5 protein-coding genes are annotated in these 4,072 nt (G+C 53.5%); 2 read left to right on the top strand and 3 right to left on the bottom strand.

All coding sequences use genetic code 11. The annotated features are described in order from the left end of the window. On the bottom strand, window positions 1-686 hold a 686-nt coding region (locus Q8Q07_06625), incomplete at its 3' end, for a UvrD-helicase domain-containing protein (GenBank protein MDP3879958.1). A 218-nt stretch (window positions 687-904) separates the two neighbouring features. Between Q8Q07_06625 and Q8Q07_06620 the strand changes: the two genes are divergently transcribed. Further along, window positions 905-1,288 carry a metalloregulator ArsR/SmtB family transcription factor gene (locus tag Q8Q07_06620; GenBank protein ID MDP3879957.1) on the top strand — a complete coding sequence of 128 codons (384 nt, stop codon included), beginning with the start codon at window positions 905-907 and terminating at the stop codon, window positions 1,286-1,288. Further along, window positions 1,281-2,345 (top strand): ACR3 family arsenite efflux transporter, encoded by a 1,065-nt coding sequence (gene arsB / locus Q8Q07_06615; GenBank protein MDP3879956.1) that lies wholly within the window; start codon window positions 1,281-1,283, stop codon window positions 2,343-2,345. Before Q8Q07_06620 ends, arsB begins: the two co-directional genes overlap by 8 nt. Before the next feature lie 294 nt (window positions 2,346-2,639). On the opposite strand, the gene Q8Q07_06610 is transcribed toward arsB, so the two are convergent. Together Q8Q07_06610 and Q8Q07_06605 are read right to left on the bottom strand one after the other, a co-directional pair. Next, window positions 2,640-3,128, bottom strand: a complete 489-nt coding sequence (locus tag Q8Q07_06610; protein MDP3879955.1) for a hypothetical protein — start codon at window positions 3,126-3,128, stop codon at window positions 2,640-2,642. 271 nt (window positions 3,129-3,399) lie between these two features. After that, window positions 3,400-4,072, bottom strand: a 673-nt coding sequence (locus Q8Q07_06605; protein ID MDP3879954.1) for a fused MFS/spermidine synthase, incomplete at its 5' end; no start/stop codon positions are given.

Below are 4,072 nucleotides of genomic sequence, written 5' to 3'. Positions count from 1 at the left end.
TCATACTGGACCAGGTTGGTGTCCTGGAATTCGTCCACCAGAAGGTGGCGGTACCGGGTCTGGTAGCGGTCCAAAACCTCCGGGTGGCTGCGGAAGAGATGTACCGTCTTCATCAGTAAATCGTCGAAGTCGAGGGCGTTGCTCTCTGCCAGCAGCTGCTGGTAGCGGTCATAGACCCGCCCGACCACCTCTTCAAAGTAGCTGCGGCTGCGCTGGATATACTCTTCCGGGGTGAGCGTGTGGCTCTTGGCGGCGGAAATCGCCGAGACTAGCGCCGGTGGAGCGTACTGCTTGGGGTCGAGTCCCGCCTCCTGAGTCCCCTGTTTGACCAGCTTGATCTGGTCGTCGCGGTCGTAGATAACAAACCGGCGGTCAATACCCGCTGCCGTGCCGTCGATACGCAGGATGCGGGCGCACAGGGCGTGAAAAGTGCCCAGGGTGAGGTCGTCGGCAGCACTGCCTACCAGCTGGTGCAGGCGCTCTTCCATCTCCCGGGCAGCCTTATTGGTGAAGGTGACGGCCATGATGTGACGGGGACTGACCCCGCAGACCTTGACCAGGTAAGCCACGCGGTGGGTGATTACCCGGGTCTTGCCGCTGCCGGGACCGGCCAGGATGAGCACCGGTCCGCTGATGGTCTCTGCCGCTTCTCTTTGCGCCGGATTAAGCTCCGCTAGAATATCCATTCATAACCATTATAGCATTGCCGGGTAGTCGGCGGGAAATGGTTATTGATAATCGAGTTAGGGTTCTTCGGTTTTGGTTGCCGCTTCCATTGCGGGCTGGCGGCGAAGCAATCCGTGTGAGGAGATTCATTCCACCTCATGGCATATAGTTGACACGGATTACCCTTCGCGATAGGATATGTGTGTATGCGCATATATACTTATAACCGGAATGAGCTATGCAGTACCTGATTAAGACAATAAAGGCGCTCTCTGATGAGACCCGGCTCCGCATTCTGAATATCCTCCTGGAGCGGGAGTGCTGCGTCTGCGAGGTGATGCAGGCGCTCGATGTTTCTCAGTCGCGCGCCTCACGTAACCTGGGTATCCTGGAGAGCGCCGGTTTTTTGCAGGCGAGACGAGATGGTACCTGGGTGCTCTACTCGATAGACAGGCAGACCTCGAACCGCTATGCCGCCGCCCTGACCGGGTTGCTCAAAGATTTTGCCGTCAGCGACGAAGTACTGGCTCAGGACCGGGAGCGATTGCAAGGAGCGGTCAGAGTGGGCCCCGGGTGTGCCGGTGCGCAAACTGCTGGAAAGGATGCCTTAAAGTATGAGTGAGGCGAGGCAGGCTGCCGTCATCAGGCGACTCCCGGTCTTAGACCGTTTCCTGACGCTCTGGATTTTCCTGGCGATGGGTTTTGGCGTGGGGCTGGGGTATCTCTTTCCCCGGCAGATGGCTGACCTTTACTCCCGTTCACTGGTGCTGGGCGGCACCACCTCGGTTCCCATCGCCGTGGGGCTGATCCTGATGATGTACCCGCCGCTGGCCAAGGTAAGGTACGAAGAGCTGGGGCGTGTCTTCCGTAACTGGCGGATACTGGGGCTGTCGCTGGTGCAGAACTGGCTTATCGGCCCGGTACTGATGTTCTTCCTGGCTGTTGTCTTCCTGCGTGGCTATCCCGATTACATGGTGGGGTTGATCATGATTGGCCTGGCGCGCTGCATCGCCATGGTGCTCGTCTGGAATGAACTGGCCCGGGGCGACCATGAATATGCCGCCGGTCTGGTGGCTTTTAACTCGGTCTTCCAGATTTTATTCTATTCCGTTTACGCTTATGTTTTTATCACTGTCTTGCCGACCTGGTTCGGGCTGGCGGGCTCGCTGGTTGAGGTTACTATCTGGGAGATAGCCCGGAGCGTGTTGATATACCTTGGCATCCCTTTCTTTGGAGGTATGCTCACCCGTTTTTTGCTTATCAGGTCCAGGGGGCGCGAGTGGTATGAGAATAAATTCATTCATCGCATAATGCCGCTCACTCTGGCCGCTTTGCTTTTCACCATCGTCGCCATGTTCTCACTCAAGGGTGAGCTTATCGTGCAGATACCGCTGGATGTGGTGCGCATCGCGGTGCCGCTGCTCATCTACTTCGTGGCTATGTTTCTCATCTCCTTCTACATGGGGAAGAAAATAGGGGCGGATTACTCCAAGACGACGACCATCGCCTTTACCGCCGCCAGCAACAACTTCGAGCTGGCGATCGCCGTGGCGGTGGCGGTCTTCGGCATCAGTTCGGGGCAGGCCTTTGCCGCGGTCATCGGGCCGCTGGTGGAGGTACCGGTGCTTATCAGCCTGGTGAACGTAGCCCTCTATTTCCAGAGAAGGTATTTTAGGTGAAACGCGATTATCTATCAGCATACGATGGTTTTTATCTGTTTCGTGATACCATTCGTAAACTTGTTGAGACTGAGAACTTAGAGTACGAAACACTCATTGCTGACCCTCAATGATATTTATAGACTCTTCTATTTTCACTAAAGCGTCATATAAACCACCGACTAGCTCATAATTGCTAGGAATTTCGGCGGATAATGCTATTTGACTAACAGTCATTTTGAAAACATCTAATGCTTCTCTGAATGATGGACCTGCTACTGATGTTTGAGGTTCTAATTCCTCCTCTGCCTGAATCTATTTCTCGACAGCCTCATTGTAGGCCGATTTTTTCTGTTCTATGCTCTGTAATTCTACAACGGCGCTTTCGAATATAGTTGGTTGCTTGTGTACTTTATACGCTCTATGTGCTGTGACCATATCTCTAGCAGCTCCATCAAGATGATGAATGGCGGCAAATAAATCCTTCCTGTTTCTTAAAGGAACACTCTGAGGTCTTGCCAGTAACAAAGCACGCGCTTCATTACGCTGCCAATATGGCGCTCTAAATAGATTCCAACCGTAAATGAATAGTATCGCTACTGAAAGACCAATGAGACCGCCTATAACTGACCGCCATACAACTTCCCATGCAAAAGCTCCCGCAGGAGCAAGTGATTGAAACCAAGCACCACCAGCTACGGCTAACACACCCTCACCTCCCCACATAAACTTAGCCGTCTTTTGGGCTTCGATAGTGTCTTTTTTTGCCCTTTGGAACGCTGTTTCTTTGAGGTTAATTTCCATACCCCTATTCTACCACTTCCATCACGATTGATAAATATTTTCTATGCGGGTGAGTACCTACTTGCATAAATAATATACAAATGATTCCGTTCGCCCTGACCTGTCCTGAGCTATATCGAAGGAGCCTGTCGAAGGGTGTGCCGGTGGTTCGACAAGCCTGTCCTGAGCCAAGCCGAAGGGCTCACCACGAACGGCGTGCATAACACTACTTGATTATGAAAGTAAGCAATAGTTCGGTGGGGGAATAATGGCAGGGTGGGACTTTCGAAACTCAGCTGTTGTAAATATACAGCGGCTGGCTGTCGGTGATTAACCTCGTTTGTTCCTCTAGCTCTTCTCTGAGGTATTTGGGCAGGGCGAACATCCCCCGGTGGGTCTGTCCGTCGTAGAATTCCAGGTGTTTCAGGGAGCGGATGGCAATCCGGTTATCAATCTCTTCCGGTGATAGAATGGGGGTATTCGTTCCTGCCAGGCAGAACCCCCAGGGACCGCCAAAAGAGGGGACATGCGTCTGGTAGGGGAGGACGGAGGGGAAAACACTCTTCAGTGTCTGGTAGACCGATGAGAAACATAATAGTTCGTTCAGGCTGGCGGAACCGGCCTGGACACTGATCATACCGTTAGCCGTAAGCCGTTCCCGTACCATCCGGTAGAATTCCCGGGTGTAGAGCAGGTAAGCGGGCCCTTCTTCAACAGGTTCGGTCAGGTCGATGATAATGATGTCAAAGCTCTCGCCGCATTTCTCCAGGTAGTCCCGGGCGTCAACATGGTATAGCTCGGTACGTGTGTCGGCAACGGCGCCACGGCTGTATTCAGGCAGGAACTGCCGGCAGATATCGATTACCCCGGCATCGATGTCAACCATCACCGCTTTACTCACCGTATTGTGGGATAATATCTCCCTTAAGGTGGCGCCCTCCCCGCCCCCGGCGATAAATACCGTC

Source organism: Dehalococcoidales bacterium (assembly GCA_030698765.1).
Classification (GTDB): Bacteria; Chloroflexota; Dehalococcoidia; order Dehalococcoidales; family UBA2162; genus JAUYMF01.
Note: the sequence above shows the minus strand (reverse complement) of the source record. Positions and strands in the feature narration are given on the sequence as shown.

What these genes read in the sequence shown, in the direction of transcription:
- Q8Q07_06610 (MDP3879955.1), bottom strand. Translation starts at nt 3,128, where the DNA reads ATGGAAATTAACCTCAAAGAAACAGCGTTCCAAAGGGCAAAAAAAGAC.
- Q8Q07_06620 (MDP3879957.1), top strand. Translation starts at nt 905, where the DNA reads ATGCAGTACCTGATTAAGACAATAAAGGCGCTCTCTGATGAGACCCGG.
- arsB (MDP3879956.1), top strand. Translation starts at nt 1,281, where the DNA reads ATGAGTGAGGCGAGGCAGGCTGCCGTCATCAGGCGACTCCCGGTCTTA.